The organism is Cupriavidus sp. BIC8F, from assembly GCF_032465815.1.
Classification (GTDB): Bacteria; Pseudomonadota; Gammaproteobacteria; order Burkholderiales; family Burkholderiaceae; genus Cupriavidus; species Cupriavidus necator.
This window is the reverse complement of record NZ_CP136095.1, coordinates 3,081,047-3,100,176: the sequence shown is the minus strand read 5'-3', so window position 1 is coordinate 3,100,176 and position 19,130 is coordinate 3,081,047. Positions and strand designations below refer to the sequence as shown.

18 protein-coding genes are annotated in these 19,130 nt (G+C 58.6%); 8 read left to right on the top strand and 10 right to left on the bottom strand.

The genetic code is table 11. From position 1 onward, the window contains the following. Positions 1 to 21: 21 nt before the first annotated feature. Together RS901_RS34525 and RS901_RS34520 are read right to left on the bottom strand one after the other, a co-directional pair. Entirely contained in the window at positions 22 to 609 is a 588-nt protein-coding gene (locus RS901_RS34525; RefSeq protein ID WP_316155108.1) for a cysteine dioxygenase, read from the bottom strand. Between the two features lie 62 nt (positions 610 to 671). Continuing rightward, on the bottom strand, positions 672 to 1,640 hold the full coding sequence (locus RS901_RS34520) for a tripartite tricarboxylate transporter substrate-binding protein (RefSeq protein WP_316155107.1): 969 nt from the start codon (positions 1,638 to 1,640) through the stop codon (positions 672 to 674). A 509-nt stretch (positions 1,641 to 2,149) separates the two neighbouring features. Between RS901_RS34520 and RS901_RS38975 the strand changes: the two genes are divergently transcribed. Next, positions 2,150 to 2,440 carry a biotin carboxylase N-terminal domain-containing protein gene (locus tag RS901_RS38975; RefSeq protein ID WP_410054209.1) on the top strand — a complete coding sequence of 97 codons (291 nt, stop codon included), beginning with the start codon at positions 2,150 to 2,152 and terminating at the stop codon, positions 2,438 to 2,440. Here the strand turns inward: RS901_RS38975 and RS901_RS34510 are convergent. The 6 genes from RS901_RS34510 to RS901_RS34485 all read right to left on the bottom strand — a co-directional run bounded on the left by RS901_RS34510 (position 2,358) and on the right by RS901_RS34485 (position 7,742). Further along, a complete protein-coding gene (locus RS901_RS34510) occupies positions 2,358 to 3,539 on the bottom strand; it encodes an MFS transporter (protein WP_316155106.1) in 1,182 nt (393 codons plus the stop codon). The genes RS901_RS38975 and RS901_RS34510 overlap by 83 nt on opposite strands. 18 nt (positions 3,540 to 3,557) lie before the next feature. Beyond that, the gene (locus RS901_RS34505; protein WP_425476458.1) at positions 3,558 to 4,595 is read right to left on the bottom strand and encodes a zinc-binding dehydrogenase; all 1,038 of its coding nucleotides are present in this window, start codon (positions 4,593 to 4,595) and stop codon (positions 3,558 to 3,560) included. Beyond that, positions 4,592 to 5,749, bottom strand: coding sequence for a flavin monoamine oxidase family protein (locus RS901_RS34500; RefSeq protein WP_316155105.1), 1,158 nt, complete (start codon positions 5,747 to 5,749; stop codon positions 4,592 to 4,594). The genes RS901_RS34505 and RS901_RS34500 overlap by 4 nt, the downstream gene beginning before the upstream one ends. Next, the gene (locus RS901_RS34495) at positions 5,742 to 6,413 is read right to left on the bottom strand and encodes a cupin domain-containing protein (protein ID WP_316155104.1); all 672 of its coding nucleotides are present in this window, start codon (positions 6,411 to 6,413) and stop codon (positions 5,742 to 5,744) included. The genes RS901_RS34500 and RS901_RS34495 overlap by 8 nt, the downstream gene beginning before the upstream one ends. 227 nt (positions 6,414 to 6,640) lie before the next feature. Beyond that, positions 6,641 to 6,922 carry a hypothetical protein gene (locus RS901_RS34490; RefSeq protein ID WP_316155103.1) on the bottom strand — a complete coding sequence of 94 codons (282 nt, stop codon included), beginning with the start codon at positions 6,920 to 6,922 and terminating at the stop codon, positions 6,641 to 6,643. Positions 6,923 to 6,968: 46 nt separating this feature from the next. After that, positions 6,969 to 7,742, bottom strand: a complete 774-nt coding sequence (locus RS901_RS34485) for an SDR family oxidoreductase (RefSeq protein ID WP_316155102.1) — start codon at positions 7,740 to 7,742, stop codon at positions 6,969 to 6,971. 186 nt (positions 7,743 to 7,928) lie between these two features. Here RS901_RS34485 and gcvA point away from each other — a divergent pair, with 186 nt between their 5' ends. The 4 genes from gcvA (at position 7,929) to RS901_RS34465 (ending at position 13,264) form a co-directional block, all read left to right on the top strand. Continuing rightward, on the top strand, positions 7,929 to 8,867 hold the full coding sequence (gcvA, locus tag RS901_RS34480; protein ID WP_316157362.1) for a transcriptional regulator GcvA: 939 nt from the start codon (positions 7,929 to 7,931) through the stop codon (positions 8,865 to 8,867). Positions 8,868 to 9,051: 184 nt separating this feature from the next. Beyond that, positions 9,052 to 10,323, top strand: coding sequence for a Zn-dependent hydrolase (locus tag RS901_RS34475; RefSeq protein WP_316155101.1), 1,272 nt, complete (start codon positions 9,052 to 9,054; stop codon positions 10,321 to 10,323). A 23-nt stretch (positions 10,324 to 10,346) separates the two neighbouring features. Further along, positions 10,347 to 11,570 (top strand): diaminopropionate ammonia-lyase, encoded by a 1,224-nt coding sequence (locus RS901_RS34470; protein WP_316155100.1) that lies wholly within the window; start codon positions 10,347 to 10,349, stop codon positions 11,568 to 11,570. A 104-nt stretch (positions 11,571 to 11,674) separates the two neighbouring features. After that, entirely contained in the window at positions 11,675 to 13,264 is a 1,590-nt protein-coding gene (locus tag RS901_RS34465) for an APC family permease (RefSeq protein ID WP_316155099.1), read from the top strand. Between the two features lie 45 nt (positions 13,265 to 13,309). Here RS901_RS34465 and RS901_RS34460 read toward each other — a convergent pair whose 3' ends face one another. Both RS901_RS34460 and RS901_RS34455 read right to left on the bottom strand, forming a co-directional pair. Then, the gene (locus RS901_RS34460) at positions 13,310 to 13,780 is read right to left on the bottom strand and encodes an Lrp/AsnC family transcriptional regulator (RefSeq protein WP_316155098.1); all 471 of its coding nucleotides are present in this window, start codon (positions 13,778 to 13,780) and stop codon (positions 13,310 to 13,312) included. Positions 13,781 to 14,192: 412 nt separating this feature from the next. Continuing rightward, positions 14,193 to 14,810, bottom strand: a complete 618-nt coding sequence (locus RS901_RS34455; protein WP_316155097.1) for a TetR/AcrR family transcriptional regulator — start codon at positions 14,808 to 14,810, stop codon at positions 14,193 to 14,195. 117 nt (positions 14,811 to 14,927) lie between these two features. On the opposite strand from RS901_RS34455, the gene RS901_RS34450 reads away from it, so the two are divergent. The 3 genes from RS901_RS34450 to RS901_RS34440 all read left to right on the top strand — a co-directional run bounded on the left by RS901_RS34450 (position 14,928) and on the right by RS901_RS34440 (position 18,947). After that, positions 14,928 to 15,680, top strand: coding sequence for an SDR family NAD(P)-dependent oxidoreductase (locus tag RS901_RS34450; RefSeq protein ID WP_316155096.1), 753 nt, complete (start codon positions 14,928 to 14,930; stop codon positions 15,678 to 15,680). A gap of 937 nt (positions 15,681 to 16,617) precedes the next feature. Further along, positions 16,618 to 17,676: a branched-chain amino acid ABC transporter substrate-binding protein gene (locus tag RS901_RS34445; protein ID WP_410054251.1), complete on the top strand. Its 1,059-nt coding sequence runs from the start codon at positions 16,618 to 16,620 to the stop codon at positions 17,674 to 17,676. A gap of 74 nt (positions 17,677 to 17,750) precedes the next feature. Then, the gene (locus RS901_RS34440; protein ID WP_316155093.1) at positions 17,751 to 18,947 is read left to right on the top strand and encodes a M20 aminoacylase family protein; all 1,197 of its coding nucleotides are present in this window, start codon (positions 17,751 to 17,753) and stop codon (positions 18,945 to 18,947) included. The last annotated feature ends 183 nt before the right edge of the window (positions 18,948 to 19,130 follow it).

Here is a 19,130-nt window from a genome sequence, read left to right as displayed (position 1 = left end):
CCAATCCTGGCGCGAGGCGGGTTAGCTTGCAGCCTTGGACGGTTCGTTCGAATATCCGGAGATGAACGGTTTGGTGGACCCGGTAGCGACATCAAAGACATGCCGAGAAATTCGTCCAATGTTCCCGCCATAGACGTGGATACTGATCGACACACGGTCGTCGAAGGCGTTGGAGACGCGATGAATGTCTCCAAGTCTGGGCGAAACCATATCGATATCGCCTGGCTCGAGGGTGTCCTCGCCAAGAAGCTGCATTGGCTGGTCACCTTCAGGAACCGAAAAGCGCTCGCCGCGCTCGGCACCACGCATCATGCCGATCAACGCCCAGACGGTATGATTGTGAACAGGTGTCTTCTGCCCGGGCCCCCATACAAAGCTCACGACGGAGTAGCGGTCATTCGGGTCGGCGTGCAGCAAATACTGCTGGTAATACTGATGGTGAGGCTGCGCACAGCAGTCCGGCAGCCAGTCGTCGTTTGCGATGAGTTCGTGCAGCAGGGTTTTCCCCTCTGCGAGAATCGTCGGTTCGTCGCCACCTGCGCGGTCAACAAGCTTGTCGAACGCTTCGACAAAACGCAGAAAGCGGGAAGAGGAAACAGTCGTGGTCATGGTTCAATCCTTGTGGGGCCATTACGCTTTCGTTCGACAGAAGTCGTCGGAGACGTGCTAATTCAATCAAGTTGGACGTTCATCTTTTTGGTTACTTCACCCCACTTCGCCATCTCGTCCTTGAAGAATGCGGCGAAGTCCTTCTGTGAACTTCCGACGGGCGTTGCACCGATTACCTTCAGCCGGCTCAGAGTTGCTTCTTCTTTGGCCATAGCCGCGGCGGCTTCGACAACTTGATCCAAAATCTCCTTGGCTACGCCGACCGGAGCAAACACGCCGTACCACGAGTTGACATCGAAGCCGGGAAGGGTGTCAGAAAGCGGCGGCAACTGCGGAGCGAGCGGACTGCGTTTAGCGGACGTCACCGCAATGCCAATCAGGCGTTTATCGTTGATAGGTACCAGCGCTTCATTGGCGATGACCATGTTGGCCTGGCCGCCCATGACATCCTGCATCGCAGCGGCGCCACCTTTATAGGGAACGTTGACGAGCTCCGCGCCGGTCATCGTCTTGATCATCTCGCACGAAAGATAGGTGCTTGTCCCAACACCGGTGTTCGCACAACTCAGTTTCTTCGGATTGGCCTTGGCGAACGTAATGATTTCACCCATCGTACGGAATTTCTCGGTCGGACCCACTGCCACATAGTTGGGAACGTTTACGAGCTGCGACACGGGAACCAAGTCTTTGTTCATGTCGTAGAGCGGCTTCTTGTAGAAGTACTGGTTCAGGACGTTTGCAATGCTTCCGAGAAGGAAGGTGTAGCCGTCAGAGCCAGCGCGGACCACCTGGTAGGAGCCCACCATGCTTCCAGCCCCCGGCTTGTTGTCTACGACTACTGTCTGCCCAGTCTTCTGGCTGAGCTGCTGGGCGAACAGTCTCCCGAGGATGTCTGCATTGCCGCCGGGCGGGTACGGTACGACCAAGGTAATTGGCTTCGCCGAGGGCCACGCTGGGGCAGCGCTGGCGGCGGATGTGAGGAGAGTGCCGCTGAGTAGGATGCATCCCACAGTCCGTACGACAAATTTCATGTTGTTGTCTCCGCTATGTTGATTGATCCCCTGTCTATTGCAGTGGGTGTCTTTCTGGAGTGCATGGTAGTGCGGCACCGAATCGGAATGGAAACGCGAATTTCCTTTCGGTCAGACCCGAAAAACCGGTCAATCCACACGGCCTGTCGGGGGGCGAGGTAATGCGCTGGATGTCATGACTGATCAGCTTTATCAATTGTTCAGTCCGGGAAATTCGGTCATCGAGGATGAATCTGCCGTTCATACTCGTTCGAAACCCTAAGAGCATCGGCGTCGACACGGCGCCGGGGCGTCCCCAGCGACTCGACAAGCAAGCCAACGATTGACTTGGCTCTCTCGTCTCGCTTGCCCATACCCCCGTCGCTAGCTGTATCCAGAAGCAGACAAGGATGCTTACATCCCGAGATATGTGCTGGGGTCAGCTGCTGCGCCTGCCTGTTCAGATACGAGCATGAAATTCCATCCAATCCATCCTGGTCGCCAATCGATCCGAGATCGCCATCCATGTGATGCGAGAGGCGCCAGATCTCGACGTCCGAACGGTTGGTATCTATTCGAAAGAGGACCGACTCGCTCTGCATCGCTTCAAAGCCGATGAGAGCTACATGGTCGGAGAGGGAAAGAAGCCGTTGGCGGCTTACCTTGAGCACACATTGCCGGGTTCCTGCGGCTGTCGAGCCAGAAGCGCGTCGGCAGTCGAACCCGGCTTGGCCCTGATCAATGCTGGCGGGATGCCGCGGCAGGGCGCCATTGCAGCCAGAGGAGGGCAACGGTCGAGACGGCGACCGGCGGAAGAATAAGCGAAGTCACTGTTCCCCAGCCGAACGTTGTGAGCAGTCCTCCAGAGACGAACGAGCCTACGACCATTGCGCCAAAGACGACGAAATCGTTGATGGACTGCACACGGGGGCCTTCTTCAGTGGTATGGCAGGTCAGCACCATTGCTGATGCCCCAAGGAACGCGAAGTTCCAGCCTAGTCCTAGAAGCACCAATGCTACCCAGAAATGGCTGACCGACAGGCCGTTCATTCCGGTTAGGGCAGCCAGGGCTGTCAGCACCAAGCCCGCCAGAATAATTGCCGACTCCCCAAAGCGGGCGATCAGCCGTCCTGTGAAGAAGCTCGGTGCGTACATTGCGATGACGTGCATCTCGATGCCGACGTTTGAGTCAAGCCGAGGAATGCCACATAGCTCCATGGCGAGGGGAGCCGAGGTCATCATGAAGTTCATCATCATATAGCTGACCACCCCGCACAGCATGGCGACCAACAGCCGCGGTTGCTTCAGGATCTCCCGGATTGGTCGGCCTCCCGTGTTACGCAGCCCTGTCGGCGCGGCCTGGAACCGGATGCCTCTCAGTACGAGCCCGGACAGAACGGCAATGGCTGCGGAAGCGAGGTATGTCACTGCGTACGCATGCGGTGGCCATAGATTCATCGTGGCCGAAACCAGTTGTGGTCCAAGAACTCCTGCTGCGACACCACCTGCCAGCACTAGAGATAGCGCACGGGGCTTGTCTTGCGGGCTGACGCATTCAGCGGCGGCGAAGCGAAAGGTCAGCACCACTGCGGCATAGGCACCGCCGAACAGCATTGAGATGCAGTACAGCGTGAAGGAATGCGCCGCCAGAGCTACTGCGGCCAGGAGGCCGACGAGAACGCCGCAGGCGCTTCCGGCCAGGAACGCCACGGGCCTGCCAAAGCGGCGGGCGAGCAAACCGGCCGGAAGCGTCGACAGGGCCATTCCAACAACAAAAAGCGAGATTGGCAGGGTGGCAAGCTCAGGCCTCGGCGAAAGCATGTTTCCGATGATGGCGCCGGTGGCATAGACCACTGTAGAGTTGGCGCCTGAAAGGGCTTGGGCGATTGCGAGTCGCGTGACTGACGAGTTGGAGAACATCGGATGACTGGGGGGAGTTCAGCGAGAGTGAGGGGGTATGGTCAGCACCATCCGGAACTTGGGGGCGCCATTCTTGAGGCGCTGGTAGGCGTCAGCCGCTCGCTCCAGAGGCATTGTCTCGAATCGAGGGCGTGCGTCGACCAAGAGGCTGAAATCCAGTAAACGTTCGCATTCGGACGGTGTGCCCGTCAAGGAGCCGATGACGTGGCGCTCTCCTGTAACCAACATTCCCGCGGGGATGGATAAAGGGTCCTTGCCGGCTCCAAGGATGATGAGGCGTCCATGAGGCGCCAGCGCGTGAAATAGTGTGGAAACTGAATCGGCGTTGCCTATTGTGGCGACGATCGCCCGCGCGCCCCCCATTTTTTTCAGCGTGCTCACTGCATCTACACGCTCTGTGTCCAGGTATAGATGGGCGCCGAGCGCAGCGGCATCCTCTGCGATATCGCTACCCCGTCCGATGGCGACGACCCTGAAGCCCATCTTCTTCGCGTACTGCAATGCCATGTGGCCTAGGCCACGGATGCCAAGAATTGCCACCGTGTCGCCGGGTTGCGCGTCGGAGCGCCTCAATGCATTGAACGTTGCTATGCCTGCACATAGGATCGGTGCAGCCTCTTCCGAACTGAGCGCATCTGGAATTGACACAAGACCTGTGGCCCTGGCTAGCACCATCTCCGCATAGCCCCCGTCGCATGTGGCGCCGACAAACGTCTGGTTCTGACAAAGCTGAAACTCACCGCGGCGGCATTGCGTACACGTGTTGCAATGCCCCCCGAGACGGCCAATCCCGACGCGTTGGCCGATCTTCCAGACTTCCTGCGTGCCGGCTCCAAGTGCCGCGATTCGCCCCACGATCTCGTGGCCTGGAACGCGTGGTGGATTAAGTAAGGAAGCAGCCTGTTCGATGTCGCCAATGTCAGCGCCGCACATGCCGCAGGCCTCCACCGCAATCAGTACCTCTCCTGGACCGGGTGTAGGGGTCGGACGCTCGACCAGTTCAAGATGGCCTGGGCGGCTGATTTGCACGGCACGGTAAGTTGGTTTGATTGTCATTGGTCGTTGCAGGATGTGTTCGGGGATTTTCCGAAGATGGATTCAATACCCCGTGTTGCAGCATCGATAGCACCTGCGACATATCCGGGGAAGTTGGGGGACCATTCACTCGCGATGCCAATTACGCGGCCCTTCCACGGATCGGTCAGGGCGGTGGCCGGGGGAGCTATGGAGTGGCGGCTCAGCGCTAGTTCCAGATCAGGAGGGGTAGACGTTAATGAGTCAGTTGCCCAATCCTTGATGAAGTCATGGCTCGGAACTGCAGCTTTGGGGCCGAACAATCTGGCGAGTTGGGCTCGGCAGTGGGTTTTCAGTGTGTCGGTGGGAACGCCACGGCGCGTGTGCGCGGGCATGCCAAAGAATCCAAACAGTGCGGCAGAGCCGCCTGGCATGGTCGCATCGTGGATTTCGGCCAGCGGCCCGACCGCGCTTCGGGCTTCGCCGGACAGACCCTCTGCTCGCCAGAAGGGAGTTTCATAGACGGCGGCATACTTGGCATGGCCCGCCATCCATGTGGGTGTGTCCAGCCATGGCTGAAGCAGCCGGGGTGGTAGGGCTGGCGAAAATTCGATGGACTGGCTCGAGAGACGAGGGGGCACGGCCAGCAGGAGATGGGCGGCCTGGGTGATGGTAAGTCGGTCCGAAGCATCATGGCTTTCGACTTCGATGCTATGGCCGGCTATGCGAATATGCCTTACGGATTCGCCGGTGAGGACCCGCGACCGGCTGACACGCCGAGTCAGCGCGTCGATCAAAGCTCCCATGCCGCCCATCAGTCGCATCGCTGTGGGGGAGTTGGGAAACCCATGAATGCGCATCGGCGCACCGGTGGCGGTGCGCTCCGCCATCATCCAACCTCTGTCATGCTGCGGGAATCGTTCCACTCCCAGTGCATGGATCAGCTTGTCGAACTGATGCTGGTAGGCGGGCCAGAACCACGTCGGCCCTAGGTCTACCCGATCAATTGCGTTGGATTCCGTCGCCAGTGGTGTTTCCTGACGACGACCTGAGGCCGCCACGGAATGGATCCGACCACCGAGCCTATCGCGTTCTTCGATCAGCAAGTAGTCGCCTACGCCATGCTGTTTCAACAGTGTCGCAGCATAGAGTCCGCTCAGGCCGCCACCAACGATAACGCATCGGACGCTACGCATTATTTGGCTCCGCATCCGAACGCTCGAATAGACCGCTCTTTACGTATAGCTTAGCGCCTGCAGTTCCCGCCAGTATCTTGCCTTGGTCGCCGACCGGGAGGCGCATCCAGGTGCCATGGGAATAGCGAACGCCTTCGAAACTGGTGTCACCGTCTAGTATCAGCAACTCCATTGCTCCGTCGACAGGAAGCATGCTGCTTGGCCGCAACCGATGTAGCCGGACCCGCTCCACTTCATTTACATAGAGCAAGCAGATGTCGCCGTTGGGTTCGGACTGCCATTGATTCATGTCGCGCGTATCGATGCGTACGCTCTGGCTATCGAATGGCGCCATTTGTCGAAGCTTCACGAAGATCGTAGCGCCATCCGCGCTTGACGGCGCATGCGACGAACCCGGGGGATTGCGCAAATACCATCCTGCTGGATAGTGTTTGCCTCCCTCGGAAAAAGTGCCGGAAAGTACAAGGATCTCCTCGCCACCGGGGTGTTGATGGCGAGGAAAGCTCGCGCCCGGCCCGTATCGCACGATGCTGGTCGCACGCGTATTTTCGCCTCCCAATCGGTCTAGCATGGCGCGATCGACCTCGCCGTTTGGCGAGGCGATCCACTGGTACTGATGCGGCATAACAATGGCACGTTGCGAAAAGTCCGCGTTGACGAGCATGGAATTCCTTCGCCTTCATGACGAGGCGGCCCAGAGCGGGCTAAACATTGGGGCGCACCTTGGGGGCGTAAGGGGAATGTGGCTGGCCCCGATAATGAACGAGGAGGCACTGACCAAGCCTTGCAACACGTCAGCAGAATTGCGCCAGGGGGTCCAATCTTGCCGAGTTTGCAGAGTTGCAAGGCCGAGTAGGCCGACAGCCAATACTGGCAGTTAGCCATTTGGAGTTACTGGACTTGGTAGATCCTGATGTCAGGTGCGCCTTCGAGTAACGGCTTGAGGCCACTAATCACATTGGCAGTGAACAATGCACTCTGCAGGTAGCTGTTTGCGTTCTCTACCGTATCAAAACCGTGCAGCACTTGCACATCCTCGTCGCGCACCTGTAGTTCCTTCGATGCGGCTCCCCTAATTGTGCTGAGGAAAGATGTTTTGTATTGCTTGTAGATGCCAATGGCGGCAGCTCGGTTTTCCTGGTGAATCCGGAGCGTGATTTGCAGATAGACCATGGTTTGAATCTCCAGTAGGTGCTTGGGGAATGGATAGGTGTGGCATTCAGTTGCGGCCGGCCATGACGCCGCCGTCGACGTCCCATATCGCACCGGTAACCCAACTCGCCTTGTCGGACAGCAGGAAGGTGACCGCTTCTGCCACATCGTTTGGCGTGCCAACGCGGCCGATGGGATGAAAACCGTTGAAGCGCTGCAGCGCGCTTGCGACTTCGGCTTTCGGGATAAATCCCTCGTAAATTGGCGTTTGCACCACGGCAGGGGAGACTGCGTTGACGCGGATGTGCTTCCCCGCCAACTCCATGGCCAGATGCTGGGTAAGTGAATGCAGGCCGGCCTTTGCCATCGAATAGGCCGACGACGGCGTTGCGGCGATGGCCTGCTTGGCCCACATCGAGCCGATGTTTACGATCGCGCCCGGACGCTCTGCCTTGATGAGGTTGGCGGCGACGCGTTGCGTGACGAAGAACTGCGCCTTGTTTAGCGCCATGTACAGGTCGTAGTCAGATTCCTGATGCTCGAGGAACGGCTTTGGGAAGAAGATGCCAGCTGCATTGACCAGCAGGTCAATGTCCGTGTGCTGGCTGTCAATGGCCTGGAGCAGGCTCGAAAGTCCTTCACTTCTGGACAGGTCTGCGACCAGCGCGGTGGTCGGGCCTAGTGCGGCCAGGTCCTTGCGGGCTTGTTCTGCCTTGTCGGCCCGGTTTCCCACGATCACCGCGCTACCGCCCCGGGTCAGCACGTCGCGGGCGATCTGCAGGCCCATTCCGCTGGTGCCGCCTACTACCAGCAGCTTTTGGCCTTCGAATTGGTTGTTCATTGTCTATTCCGTGTATTGATGGGCGAGGGATGGGATAGATAAACTACGAATGGAACTGCCCACCTTTCGGCCTACTCGCATAGCTTGGGCTTTTGCAATGCCCCCGCAATGAAGATCATTCTTGGGTATCCATGTCAAGCTGACAAACGAGATAAACTCTCTCGTATAGAAAGAAAAAATTTAGTGATGAAGACGCCTGTTCACCTCAATGCGCTGCGTGCGTTCGAAGCTAGCGCTCGGCATCAGAGTTTTTCCGCTGCGGCGGTCGAACTTAACGTCACGCCAGCTGCAGTTGGCCAGCTCGTCCGTACATTGGAGGAGTGGCTTGGCGTACCGCTATTCCATCGAGCGTCCAGCGGACGAGTACGACTGACCCCGACTGAAGCGGCAGAGCGAGCGTTACCCGACATCCGCGCGGGCTTTGACCGGCTTGTTTTGGGCTTGGAGCGTCTGCAGGAGGGGGCGACCAGAGGCGTTCTGACCGTGACCGTCAGCCCGGCCTTTGCAGTCAAATGGCTGTTGCCGCGCGTGGATCGGTTCCAGGCGGCATGGCCAGACATGGATGTCCGCCTAGAGACCAGTCTTAAGCCGGTCGACTTTTCGGTGCAAGACATTGACATCGGCGTACGGTACGGCACGGGATCATGGGCGGGATTGACGGCGGACAAGCTCATGGACGAGGAGGTCTATCCCGTTTGCTCGCCCAAGTTGTTAGGCCAGGGGACCTTGAGCCGGGCGGAGGATCTCGCGGAGGAAGTGTTGATCCATGACATGTCGATGGAGGGGCATGCCGGTTTTCCCTCATGGGATGCGTGGCTTCGCAGGGTTGGCGTCACGCGAGCGATTACCACGCGCGGATTGAAGATCAATAACTCTGCGGCAGTTTTGCAGGCGGCTGCCGAAGGGCAGGGCATTGCACTTGCGCGAAGTGTTATGGCGCGGGACGACCTCGCAAGCGGCCGCCTGGTGAAGTTGTTCCCGGATATCAGTTTTCCGTCGGCACTTGCCTACTTTGTCGTGTACAGAGCTGAGACTTCCCATTTTCCAAGAGTGATTGCCTTTCGAGAATGGCTTTTGGAGGAGGCGGCCAAATGGGAGAGCTCAGTTGCGCCGATCAAGTTGTAGCCTGTGGCTTTCTCTGAGCTTCTCACTGGTTCGTTGGTGCAACTGGGCTTCCAATTTCGCAAGGTTGTTGCGTAGGGGCTAGGCAAAGTGGGACGCTGTTGCACCTCAACGCTCTAACATTGCAGGCATTCCAGCGCGACCAGTGGTCTGCTGGACAATGAATGTCATGGTATTGGAGACTTGAATGTCAAACAGCGCACCCGAAGCGCGCCGGCTTCATCTAGATGGCGCCACATTGCTGCGTCAGCTTAAGGAACTCGGGGAAATCGGCGCCGACAGCGAGGTTGGTGGTCGTACTCGCATTGCCCTTACCGACGACGAGAAGGCGGGGCGGGACCTTGTTGCTAGCTGGATGCGCGAACTGGAACTGGAGGTCGTTGTAGACCGTATCGGAAATCTGTTCGGCATCCTCCGCTCCGAGGCGGACGACGGCACCGAGGCTCCGCTGATGATGGGCTCGCACATTGACAGCGTAACAAATGCCGGCGCGCTGGATGGCTGCTATGGGGTGTTGGCCGGACTGGCTGTGGCGCGGGCCTATCGAGAAGCCGGCATTGCACCGTCCCGCAGCATCATGGTTGGAGCCTTCACCAACGAGGAAGGCATCCGTTATCAGCCGGACATGATGGGGTCGCTCGTCTACGCGGGTGGTCTCTCTGTCGACGAAGCGCTGAATACCATTGGCACGGACGGCACGCGCCTTGGCGACGAACTGGCGCGCATTGGCTATGCGGGAGACCTGGAGCCGGGTGCAATTGTCCCGCATGAATACCTCGAGCTTCACATCGAGCAGGGCCCGATTCTGGAAGCGGAAGGTATCCAGCTCGGAGTGGTGAAGAACCTGCAAGGCATCTCATGGCAGCAGGTGACCATCCAGGGCAATGCCAATCACGCCGGTACGACCCCAACGCACCTGCGGCACGACGCCGGATTCGTGGCGGCATCCATCGTGACCTTCCTGCGCGAACTGGCCCGCGACTCCGGTGGCACAACACTGGCGACCGTGGGCTGCTTGAGCGTTCAGCCGAACGTCATCAACGTCATCCCGCGCCGCGCGACACTCACGGTAGATCTTCGCGATCCGGACGAGGAGCGCCTGACACTGGCCGAACAGCGTTTCGCTGAATTCCTCGAAAAGGTGGCCCAGCGGGAGGGCGTAAATATCTCCACCGAGCGACTGGCACGGTTCGAGCCTGTCGTCTTCGATTCCTGCCTTGTGGATTGCATCGAGGCATCGGCGAATGGCTATGGTTTTACCAACCGACGCATGACCTCTGGCGCCGGCCACGACGCGCAGATGATTGCCCGCATTGCGCCTTCGGCCATGATTTTCGTGCCGAGCAAGGGCGGCATTAGCCACAACCCGCGGGAGCACACCGACGATGTCCAACTCGTAATGGGTGCGGAGGTTCTGCTCAACGTCGTGCTCAATCGCCTCGGCCAAGCTCAGGCCTGAATTTCAATTTTATCGGAGTACCTATGCTGATTAAGAATTCTCGTGCCCGTCGGGCCGCCTATCCCGCCGAGCTCAAAGCCGTCATGAGCATCGAGCAAGCCGAGCGCAGCCGCACGTGGCTTTCCCACTGGGATCAACTGAACGCCGGCCCCACGCCGCTGCGCGATCTTCCCAAGCTTGCCGCCAGCCTGAATATCGCTGAACTGAGCGTGAAGGACGAATCGGTTCGCTCGCCGCTGGGCAGTTTCAAGGCTCTCGGTGCTCCGATTGCCCTAGTTCGTTTGATCCTCCGCACCTTCCCGGAGCGCAACCTGGACGCGCTGGCGCTAATCGACGGGAAGTATGCGGATCTGCTCAGGGACTTCACGGTCATCAGCGCGACTGACGGCAACCACGGTCGCGCACTGGCCTCTGCGGCTAGGTCTTTCGGCTGCCAATGCGTGATTGTGCTGCACGCTAACGTAAGCCAGGAGCGCGAAGATGCCATCGCGGCATATGGCGCTACCATCTTGAGAATTGCTGGGAACTACGATGAATCTGTGGAGGAAGCGGCTCGTCTCGCAGCCGCCAACCACTGGACTGTCGTCTCGGATACCTCTTACGAAGGCTATGAGGACATCCCGCGCGACGTGATGCAGGGATACGGCGCCATTGCCGCAGAAATCGTGGCGCAGGCAAACGTTGCACCAGGCCAGCAGTCCCCATATACCCACGTGTTTCTTCAAGGTGGCGTAGGCGGACTTGCCGCCGGCATTTCCAGCTATTTCTGGGAGTTCTTCGGTGCGAATCGTCCCAAGTTCATCGTTGTTGAGCCCGTGCAAGCGGATTGCCTCTACCAAAGCGCGCTGCAAGGCAGGGCGGCTAACGCAACTGGCTCGGTTGACTCCGTGATGGCGGGACTGGCTTGCGGCGAGACGTCGCCCCTCGCCTGGCGTTTCCTGGAGAACAGCGTGGACGTCTTCATGACGATTTCGGACGATGACGCGGTGACGGCAATGCACCAGCTCGCTGGAAGGGAGACTGGCGACCTGCCGGTCGTTGCTGGTGAATCCGGTGCAGCGGGCCTGGCTGGCCTGGCCGTACTTCGTGCGAATGCAGCGCTTTCCGAAGAAGCAGGTCTCGACGCAACGTCACGCGTCTTGGTCATCAACACTGAAGGTGCTACGGCGCCTTCCGTCTATCAGCAACTGGTAGGCGAATCGCATGAATCGGTGCTCGCACGCCAGACGGCGTGGCTGGCGCGTTGATTCCGGCGACACCACGCAGATAACTCACTAAGAAGCGCACACCGCGGCGATGAGGCTTTCCTCATCGTCGGGGAGACGTGCGTCCAGACGAAATGGAGACAGCAATGAGTTCGACACAGAAGCGCAGTATCGGGCCAATCGCCCTGATGTTCACAGGGCTCGGTTCCATCATTGGTTCCGGGTGGTTGTTTGGGGCGTGGCACACGGCAAAGATTGCAGGGCCCGCCGCAATCCTGGCGTGGATCATCGGCGCCGTGGTCATCCTCGCCATTGCATTGACCTACGTGGAGCTCGGGGCAATGTTCCCGGAGTCGGGCGGCATGGTCCGGTATGCGCGCTACTCACACGGTTCGCTGGTTGGGTTCATCAGCGCATGGGCAAACTGGATATCGATTGTTTCCGTCATCCCGATTGAGGCCATTGCGTCGGTGCAATACATGGCGTCCTGGCCATACCCATGGGCGCAAGCACTCATGGCGGATGGTGAGCTGACGACGCCCGGTCTGGTTGCTAGCGCCGCACTTGTCATCGTGTACTTCTTGCTGAACTACTGGGGTGTCAAACTCTTCGTGAAGACCAACTCGGCCATCACGGTCTTCAAGATCGCCGTTCCCGCGCTGACGGTCGTCGGGTTGACCTGGGGTGGCTTCCATACCGAGAACTTGGCGATTGGCACCAGCGCAGCGTTTGCACCCTATGGATGGTCCGCAGTCCTGACAGCTGTAGCTACCAGCGGTATTGTCTTCAGTTTCAATGGCTTCCAGAGCCCGGTGAGTCTGGCTGGGGAGGCTCGCAACCCGGCGCGCAGCATTCCGTTTGCGGTCGTGGGCTCCATTCTTGTGGCGCTGGTCATCTACGCACTGCTGCAGGTCGCCTTCATTGGCGCTGTAAGCCCGGCAAGCATCCGCGAGGGATGGTCGCATCTCGATTTCACGTCGCCTTTTGCCGAACTGGCCTTGGCCTTGAACCTGAATTGGCTGGCCATGATGCTGTACGTGGACGCCTTCATCAGTCCGTCAGGGACCGGCGCCATCTACACGGCAACTACAGCTCGCATGATTCACGCCATGGAGCGTAATGACACGATGCCCCGGCTCTTCGGTAATACCCATCCCATCTACGGTGTGCCGCGTGAAGCCATGTGGTTCAACCTGGCCGTCTCGTTCATTTTCCTGTTCTTTTTCCGCGGCTGGGGAGCCCTGGCTGCAGTGATTTCGGTAGCAGTTGTTATCTCGTTCCTCTCCGGACCCGTGAGCCTGATGGCGTTGCGTGAACACGCTAGCGATATCCAAAGACCACTACACATCCGCGGAATGTCGTTGATTGCGCCGTTCGCTTTCGTTTGTGCCACGCTAGTGCTCTACTGGGCAAGGTGGCCCCTGACCGGACAGGTCATCGTGCTGATGGTCGCTGCGTTGCCGCTGTATCTGTACTACCAGGCAAAGGCAGGATGGCGTGGCTTTGGCGAAGAGCTTCGGTCTGCCTGGTGGCTCATTCTGTATCTGCCTGCCATCGCAATGCTGTCGTGGCTGGGAGGCGAAGAGTTTGGCGGCATTGGCGTCATTCCGCCTGGTTGGGACATGGCGTCGGTTGCCGTTGTAGGTTTCGTCTTCTACTGGTGGGGTGTGCGAAGCGGCCGCCGTACCGCATACTTAGCGGAGAGCAGCGAAAGCGGACTAAGGGAGTTTGCTTGAGGAAGGGCAGGGCGGTTCCCCAAGTGGCGACCGCCTTCGTGGCCATCATAGGTCGATGGAGACGCCCAAGCTCACCTTCGACCGCTGCATGGCCACGTGCGTCTTGAAGTTCTTCACGTTGCCGGAAACGAAGAACAGTTCTCGTGTCAGGCGCTCATACTCGGTCATGTCCGAAACGGTGAGGACCAGCAGGAAGTCGTAATCGCCGGTGACGTAGTAGACCTGTTGCACCTGAGGGCAATCGACAAAGCGCTTCTTGATCTCATCAAGAAGGTCCAGTCGCTCGTTCTCCAGCGTCACCTCCACCAGTACGGTAATGGGCTTGCCGACCTTGGCGGGGTCGACCACGGATGTGTTCACTGTGATGACACCATCGGCCTCGAGCGCGGCGATCCGACGATTCACGGCTGAGGGGGACAAATTTACCGCATCAGCCAGCTCTCGCTGGGAAAGCTTGTTGTTGCCCTGAAGCAGGTGCAGAAGCTTTCTGTCGTATGCATCCAGTTGCAATGGCATGGTCTCGCCCTCGAGAATTTAGCTGCGCGCAAGTTTGAACCAAAATAGGGCGGGCATTTCGCCGAATTTTAGCGGCATCAACGCAACAATGTTTCCTCTTGTTCGAGGAACGACCGGATCTTGCAGTGCGCCGCATCGTGGATGCGGGCGAAGGCACGATTACCTCCCACCAGTGGGGGTGGGCGTACATGCCTCTCGCCGCTGGCGGCTTGGTCGCGTTCGTTGCTGCCCTGGGGTTACGGAAAATCGACCGACCCGTAGTGGGCATGGTTGCTGTGACGAGATCTTCCGTGTCCTCAGCAGTGGGCTCGTGCGAGTGGCGAAATAGCCAATGAATATTTACCGGCCGGTCACGCTCGCTGCGCAAGCGAGTTGATTTCTGGCCCCAACTCCCATCATTCCGCGCACAGCCTCATTTCGCTTTAGATGCCTGTGGACTCGTGCCATAGCGCAATCCGTCGACAAACAGCGCCACCAACCTCCGGGCGTCGGGCGGATTGGGACATTCGAGTGGAGCGCAGAGGGCTCCGATCGCGCAAAGGAGCTCATCTGGCTGCACTCCTTTGCGGGTAACGCCCGAAGCGACCGTCGCATCGAGGAGATTTTGAACGACTGGGCGGAGTCTCTCCAGGAAATACGTTGGCACAGCCTGGAACGCGGGGTCCCCCGAATTCAGAGCAGCCGCGAGGCCACGCCTCGTTGTCACGAAGTCGACATAGCGGTCGATCCATGCGACCAGCGCTTCGCCGGCTGGCAGCTGTGCGGCGAGCGCGGCTCCAGCGCTCGCGCAGGCATCCACTTCGCTGCACAGCGCCGCCACGACAAGGTCTGAGCGCCGAGGAAAGTGCCGGTAGATCGTGCCGACTCCTACCCCTGCCTTTTTGGCGATCTCACGCACGGGAGCATCGATACCGGAGGACTCGAACACTTCTAGCGCCGTCCGCAGGAGCGTCTCGAAGTTCCGTTGCGCGTCTGCACGAACGGCGCGCGGTGCACTTTCGTTGGTGGACTTATTGGTGTTGCTACTCAAATCATGACCCCCCCTTGCTAATCGGAACAATGTTCCATATAGTTTGTAACCGGATCGGCGTTCCGGTTAATTCTACTGTATGAGCGTCGGTACTACCTCATTCCGAACGGAGCAAACATGCATGGCACACCTGTCGCACTGGTTACCGGTGCAAACAAAGGAATTGGCCTTCAGATCGCCAAGGAGCTGGCGTGGAAAGGCTTCAAAGTATTGATTGGAGCACGCAACCTGGATTTGGGCCTGGCAGCGGCAAGAAGCGTCGGAGAAGGGGCTCAGGCCATCCACCTCGATGTAACGAATCAGACGTCAATTGCAAAAGCGGCCAGGCAGATCGAGGAAACGCTGGGGCGCCTGGATGTGCTCGTCAACAACGCGGGGATCTCGCGACCGATCAAGCCGGGCACCTCTATCGAAGAAATGAGGGACGGGGATAAGGTGAGCCGCGTACCAGTCGACGATATGCGCGCCGTGTTTGAGACAAATGTGTTCGGGGTTGTAGCGGTCACGCAGGCGATGCTGCCGCTCCTGCGCAAAGCACCGGCTGGACGCATCGTCAATATTTCGAGCGCAGGTGGTTCACTCGCGCTGAAGGACAACCCTGCGGATTACTCGCGGCAGTACGTCGGGGTTTATCAGACTTCAAAAACCGCACTCAATGCGATTACGCAAGCGTTGGCCATCGAGTTGGAGGGAACAAAAATCAAGGTCAACGCGGCCTGTCCGGGCTTCACTGCCACTGATCTGAGCAACTATGCGCCTGGCGCTGGATCGGTTGAAGACGCGGCACGAGAGCCGGTCCGGTTGGCGCTTCTTGATGCGAATGAGCCGACGGGCACGTTTTCAAACGCAAACGGATTGCTCCCGTGGTGAGATGTTCCGTCGAACAGGGATAGATCTGTAACGGTCTATCGCCTGTGACAAGCAGTCGGCCGCTGCTCTCCATAGATTTCCCAAAGGTAGCTGGCGATACCGGCAGCCATGCCACTGGCGCCACCTCGCGGGAACACATGCTTGTAGGCTCCGGCAAAGAGCGCAACAGTGTCCATCTTTTCTTCCGGCCAGAGTCGCAAGATCAGTCGCACAAGCGCGATGGGAGCGTCGAGCGCCTTAAAGCTACCAAGCGGAGCGAATAGCCTCATCCTTGATAAGAACTTGAGCAACGCCAAATCTCTCCGCAAGGTCCGGCAGATGAGGAAGAGGGGCGGCGCCGCGGTTGATACCTTCCCGCCTCGACAGCCGCTTCCGGCTGTCCTCTGCTTTCTCCACACACATGACTGCCTTGAGTTGTGCGGGATAGATCGAGCGAGAAGCGCGCTGGTTCGCAATTAGCATCTGAATCTCCGAGAATGTGTGAGGCGGCTGACGGCCGCACGTTGCAGCAACGCCAACTTCATCCAATCCTATTGCGCCGGTCTGTGTATTTCTGCGCGATTTTCGATCCTGAAATGCAAGAACGACACGCCGCTGCCTAACATGTTGGCGACCCTCCAGGCGCAACATCTCGCCCCTCCGGAGTGCAACCAGACCCTGCAACCAGTCAAAGTGAACAAAGAGGCCAAAGCAAAACGCAAAACGCGTCACTCTTGCAAAAAGAGACCTCAAATTGAGACAGACATGCGTGGCACCTGAATAGACTCTTATCAATGCATTGGATGCGGAACACAACAGCAAACCACACAGTTCCGCCGTATCAAGAGCGTTCGAACTTGGAGGAGACACTATCATGGGGAACCACGCAACCCTGCCTGCTGGCCTGATTGCCGGTGTGATTCTTACCACTACGCCGCCCACCGCATTTGCTGACGTCATGGTCAAAATCGGGCAAGTGTCTCCCCTCTCGGGTGAGCTCTCCCATATCGGCAAGGACGACGAGAATGGCGTACGGCTGGCGATCGAGGATTTGAACGCGCAGAAGCTATCGATCGGCGGTCAAAAGGTAACGTTCGCGCTTGCTTCACAGGACGACGGGGCAGACCCGAAGACCGCAGTGTTAGTGGCGCAAAAGCTGGTGGACGAGCGAGTGGCTGGCGTAGTGGGCCACGCAAACTCGGGCACTTCGATTCCCGCCTCCAAGGTGTACGCCGATGCCGGCATTCCCATGGTTACGGAGTCGGCGACGAACCCCAAGCTGACGGCGCAGGGATTCAACAACGTCTTCCGCATGGTCGCGAATGATGTTCGCCAGGGCACGGTGATTGGCACATTCCTCGTCAAAAATCTCAAGGCGTCAAGCGTGGCCATAGTTGACGACCGAACGGCCTACGGCCAAGGTCTTGCAGACGAGGTGGAGAAGGCCGTGCTGGCCGCCGGCGGGAAAGTTGTGCGGCGTGAATATGGAACAGACAAGACCACGAACTGGATGGCTGTATTGACCAGCGTTCGTGGCCAGAACCCGGATGGAATGGTGTTTGCTGGTGGCGATACACAAGGAGCCGCCCTCGCGCAACAAGCTCAGCGGCTTGGACTTAAAGCGAAGTTCATTGTCGGGGACGAGGCATGTACGCCCCAGTTCATCAAGCTTGTCGGAGCCGCCATGACTGGGCAGATGTACTGCACGCTCGCCGGCGTTCCCCCATCCCGCATGCCACAAGGTCCGGCGTTCTTCAAACGCTTCGAGGCTCGGTTTGGAACCCCTGTCCAGCTCTATGCACCCTATGCCTACGATGCTGCGATGGCGATGGTGCAGGCCATGCGGGAAGCAAACTCCGTCGATCCAAAAATCTACCTCACCAGCCTGCGCAAGCTTCGGATGACGGGGGTGACCGGGCCTATTCAATTCGACGACAAGGGCGACATGATGAATGGGGCGATCACAGTTCGGCAGTTTGATGGTGGTGCTTGGAAAGACCTAGATGTCGTGAGATAAATGGCGAACGCCGTTTGGCGGTAGCTATGGCACTGCAAGCCAAAGGGGCATGCATCAACACAGGCGATAACGCTATGAGCAACCATTCCGAACTGCAGTCCCAGATGGCCCAATGGCGCCATCATCTGCACAAACACCCGGAGACGGGTTTCGAGGAGAGGCTGACCTCTGACTACGTGGCGAATGTCCTCCAAGACTTGGGTCTTGACGTGCATCGCGGGATCGGCGGGACGGGGCTCATTGCCAACCTTACGGTCGGCAATGGAAATCGTATAGTCGCCATTCGTGCTGACATGGACGCGTTAAACATAACGGAGAGCGCGAGCTCCCGGGCACATGCTTCCAGCATTCCGGGAAAGATGCACGCATGCGGGCACGACGGCCACATGGCGATGGTGCTTGGCGCAGCGCGGCTGCTGTCCGAACGGCGGGACTTCAATGGGACGGTCCGCTTCGTGTTCCAGCCGGCCGAGGAACACGGGCGCGGTGCCAAGGCAATGATGGCCGATGGCCTCTTCGAGCGGTTCCCTGTCGATGCGATTTTTGGCGCCCACAACATGCCTGGTATTCCTGCAGGTTCCATCGCCACGCGTGTCGGTGGAATTATGGCGAGCGAGGACAACTTCGTTATCAAGATCACAGGGCGTGGTGCACATGCGGCCAGGCCGCACATGGGGGTTGATCCTCTAGTCATCGGTGCCGAAATCGTGCTTGCCCTGCAAACGGTCGTCTCGCGCAATGTTGATCCGAGCCAGTCGGCTGTGGTGTCGTGCACGGAGTTCATTACCGACGGTATTCGCAACGCGATTCCGTCTAATGTCGTGATCAAGGGAGACACACGCAGTTACCGCCCGGAAGTGCAGCGACTGCTGGAAGAGCGGATGCGAGCCATCTGTGAAGGAATCTGCAGCGCGTATGGTGCCGGATGCGAGTTCGAATACACGCATGAATTCGCGCCCACCGTGAATTGGGCGGCATGCGTGCCCGTGGCTGTTTCTGCGGCAAAAAGTGTGGTCGGTGCCACGCGCGTTACAGACGACATTGAGCCCATGATGATCTCGGAGGACTTTGGGGCCTTCCTCACCAGGGTCCCTGGAGCGTTCGTGTTTATCGGCAATGGCGCATCCGGTGAATCGGGCTCAGTTCCGCTGCACAACAGTGCCTATGATTTCAACGACGATGTCTTGATAACCGGTGCCGAGTACTTCTACGAGGTCGCGAAGCAGACACTGGAGAGCCAAGTGAATTTTGCTGCGAGCAATCCAAACTAGCGTCAGGGGCCTTCGATAGTCCAAAGCTTCTTCTTCTCCAAAGCCTGGTAAGCACGTATCCCGACATACCCTGTCTAGCTACGTACGTGAGAAGAGGGCGGCGACGAACAACGTCGCCGCTTTTTTCCATTTTATGTCGGCTGGGTTCGCATATCGGCATCAGCGGCGCCCAATGGCCATCAT